The organism is Amycolatopsis sp. SID8362 (assembly GCF_010550475.1).
In the GTDB taxonomy this organism is placed as follows: Bacteria; Actinomycetota; Actinomycetes; order Mycobacteriales; family Pseudonocardiaceae; genus Amycolatopsis; species Amycolatopsis eburnea.
In genome coordinates, this window is the sequence record NZ_JAAGNB010000377.1 from 1 (window position 1) to 3,835 (window position 3,835).

Below are 3,835 nucleotides of genomic sequence, written 5' to 3' on the forward strand. Positions count from 1 at the left end.
GGGCGCCGAGCGCGCCGGTGCCACCGGTGACCAGCACGGTTCCCCGCGGCTGCCAGGTTTCACCCGGCGTCGCGGTGCGGCGCTCCAGCCGTCGCGCGAAGACGCCGGACGGGCGCAGCGCGACCTCGTCTTCGGTCCCCGCGAGCACGGCGGCGAGCCGTTCGCGGCCACGGTCGTCCAGCTCGGCGGGGAGGTCGATCAGGCCGCCCCAGCGCTGGGGGTATTCCATGGCCGCCGTCCGGCCGAGGCCCCAGACCTGCGCCTGGACCGGCGCGTCGACGCGATCGGCGCGCACGGCCGCGAAGGCGCCCCGGGTGAGGCACCACAGCCGGCCGCCGGTGCCGAGGTCGCCGAGGACTTGCAGCAGCGTGGCCGTGCCCGCCGCGATCCCGGTTTCGGCGAGGGCCAGCAGCGAAAGCACACCGTCCACTTCGGAATCGTCCAGCGCGGCGCGTACCCGCTCGGCGAACTTGGCGCGCGGGAGCAGCGGGTCGATCCGGACCGGGGTGATCCGCCCGCCGCGTTCGATGATCGTCTGCGCGACCCCCGCCACGACACCGGCTTCGCCCGCTTCCGGCACGACCAGCAGCCAGTTCCCGACGGCCGCGGCGGCCTCCGGCGTGACCGGGCGCCAGGCGATGCCGTACCGCCACGAATCCACAGTGGACTCCTGGCGCCGCCGGCGGTACCAGGCCGACAGGGCCGGGGTCACCGCCGCGGCGACGTCGTCGTCCAGCTCCAGTTCGGTGGCCAGTTCGCCGCTCGCGACGACGTCCCAGAACCCCGAGTCCCCACCGGCCGCGGTGGCGGGCGCGGTGCCAGGCTCGCCGGCGAGCCAGTAGCGCCGGTGCCGGAACGCGTAGGTGGGCAGGTCGACCCGTCGGCCACCGGGGTAAAACCCGGCCCAGTCGACGTCGACTCCGTTGACGTGAACAGTGCCCAACGCCGCGAGCAGTGCTCTCTCTTCAGAGCGGTCTCGTCGTAGAGCACTGCTCACAGTTCCGCCGTCGATCATCGCGCTGAGCACCGCGTCCGGCCCCAACTCCAGGAAGACATCGGCGCCGGCGGCCTGCAGCGTGGCGACGCCGTCGGCGAAGCGGACCGTCTCACGCACGTGCCGCACCCAGTAGTCCGCGGTGAACGGCTCAGCGAGAGCACCGCTCACATTCGAGATCACCGGTATCGTCGCGGGGCGGTGCTCCAGAGACTCGGCGACGGCGCGGAAGTCCTCGAGCATGGGGTCCATCAGCGGTGAGTGGAACGCGTGGCTCACCGCGAGGCGCTTGGTCTTGGGGAACTGGGCTGCGATGGCCAAGACCTCGGACTCGTCGCCGGAGATGACGACTGACTCGGGGCCGTTGACCGCGGCGATCGAGACACCCGCGGTCAGGACGATGGCGGACTCGGGGGCGGCGATCGAGACCATCGCGCCGCCTGGCGGGAGGGCCTGCATCAGGGAGGCGCGGGCGGAGACTAGACGGCAAGCGTCTTCCAGGGACAGGACGCCGGCGACGTGGGCGGCGGAGATTTCGCCGATGGAGTGGCCCGCTACGAAGTCGGGGCGAATGCCGAAGGACTCGATCAGGCGGTAGAGGGCGACTTCGAGCGCGAACAAGGCCGGCTGGGTGAATTCGGTGCGGTCTAGGAGAGCCTGGGTGGCGAAGGCCTCGCGGAGTGCGGGATCGAAGTGAGCGAGGACCTCGTCGAAAGCCTTGGTGTAGACCGGGAAGCGAGCATAGAGCTGCTCGCCCATGCCGGACCGTTGGGCACCCTGGCCGGTGAACAACACCGCCAAACGCCGGTCCGGGCGGGCGATGCCGGTGACCGGCGGGTTCTCCAGTGCGGCCAGCAGTTCCGTCCGGCCACTGCCGAACACCACGGCGCGGTGGTCGAGTGCGGCGCGGGAATGGGCCAGCGAATGACCGACGTCGGCCGGGGAAAGCTCCGGTCGGGACTCGACGTGGGCGCGGAGGCGGTCGGCCTGCGCCGCGAGGGCGTCCGCGTCACGGGCGGACAGCAGCCACGGGATCACCCCCGGCTCGGGCTCGGTGTCGGGAGCGACGGGCACGACCGCCGGGGCCTGCTCGATGATCGTGTGGGCGTTGGTGCCGGAGATGCCGAACGACGAGATCCCGGCTCGGCGCGGGTGGCCGGTATCGGGCCAGCGCCGTCCTTCCGTGAGCAGCTCGACCGCGCCGGACTCCCAGTCGATGCGCGACGACGGCGCGTCCACGTGGAGGGTGCGCGGCAGGACGCCGTGCCGCAGCGCCATGACGACCTTGATCACCCCGGCGACGCCCGCGGCGGCCTGCGTGTGCCCGATGTTCGACTTGAGCGAACCCAGCCACAGCGGCTCTTCGCGGTCCTGTCCGTAGGTCGCGAGGAGGGCCTGCGCTTCGATCGGGTCGCCGAGGGTGGTGCCGGTGCCGTGCGCTTCGACCATGTCCACTTCGGACGGTGCGAGCCCGGCTCCGGCCAGTGCGGCGCGGATGACCCGTTGCTGTGAAGGACCGTTGGGGGCGGTCAGGCCGTTGGACGCGCCGTCCGAGTTCACCGCGGAACCGCGTACCACGGCGAGGACTTCGTGCCCGTTGCGGCGGGCGTCGGACAGGCGCTCCAGCAGCACCAGGCCCGCACCCTCGCCCCAGCCCGTGCCGTCGGCGGACTCGGCGAACGCCTTGCAGCGGCTGTCCGAGGACAGCCCGCCCTGGCGGTCGAACTCGACGAACATGCCCGGCTGCGCCATCACCGCGACACCGCCCGCGAGCGCGAGGTCGCATTCCCCGCCGCGCAGCGCTTGGACCGCCCAGTGCAGCGCGACCAAGGACGACGAGCACGCGGTGTCCACCGAGACGGCGGGACCTTCGAAGCCGAAAGTGTAGGAAACGCGGCCGGAGACGACACTGGTCGCGTTGCCGGTCAGCAGGTGCCCCTCGACGCCGGCGGCCACCTCGGCCACGCCGCTGCCGTACGCCTGGTGCGCGGCGCCGACGAACACGCCGGTGCTGCTGCCGCGCAGCGAGCGCGGGTCGATCCCGGCGCGTTCCAGTGCTTCCCACGAGATTTCCAGCAGCAGCCGCTGTTGCGGGTCCATGGCCAGGGCTTCGTGCGGCGAGATGCCGAAGAACTCGGCGTCGAACCCGCCCGCGTCGTGGACGAACCCGCCCTCGGCACCGTCCAGCGCGGCGAGGTCCCAGCCGCGGTCGGCGGGCAGCGCCGTGAGCGCGTCGCGGCCGGTTTCGACCAGGTGCCACAGTTCTTCCGGCGACGTCACGTCGCCCGGGTAGCGGCAGCTCATCGCGACGATGGCGATCGGGTCGTCGTCGGCGACCGTGGTGACCACCGCCGGCGCGCTGGTTTCGGTGCCACCGCCCAATTCGGTCTGCAGCAGCGCGGCGAGCGCCTGGGGGTTCGGGTGGTCGAAGGTGATCGTCGCCGGGAGCCGGAGGCCGGTCACCGCGGTGAGCCGGTTGCGCAGTTCGACGGCGGTCAGCGAGTCGAAACCCAGGTCCTTGAACGCTTTCGCCGGCTCGACGGCTTCGGCGCCGTCGTGCCCGAGGACGGCGGCGACGTGCGTCCGGACGAGGTCGAGCAGGAACCGGCGGACGTCGTCCGCGCTCAGCCCGGCGAGCTTCGCGGCGAGTCCTTCGGCGCCCGGCACCGGACCGGCCGCGCGGCGCGTGCGGACGCGGACCAGGCTGTGCCACAACGTCGGCAGGTGCTCGGCCTGGGCCCGCAGCGCGCCGAGGTCGACGCGCACCGGCACGACGCAGCCGGTGCCGGCCACCTGGGCCGCGTCGAACAGGGAAAGGGCTTCCTCGGTCCCGAGCGCGCC

General features: G+C 72.7%; 1 protein-coding gene. It reads right to left on the reverse strand.

Going from position 1 to position 3,835, the window contains the following annotated elements:
* A partial coding sequence (locus tag G3I65_RS12010) for a type I polyketide synthase (protein WP_160696172.1) occupies positions 1-3,835 on the reverse strand: 3,835 nt, incomplete at both ends.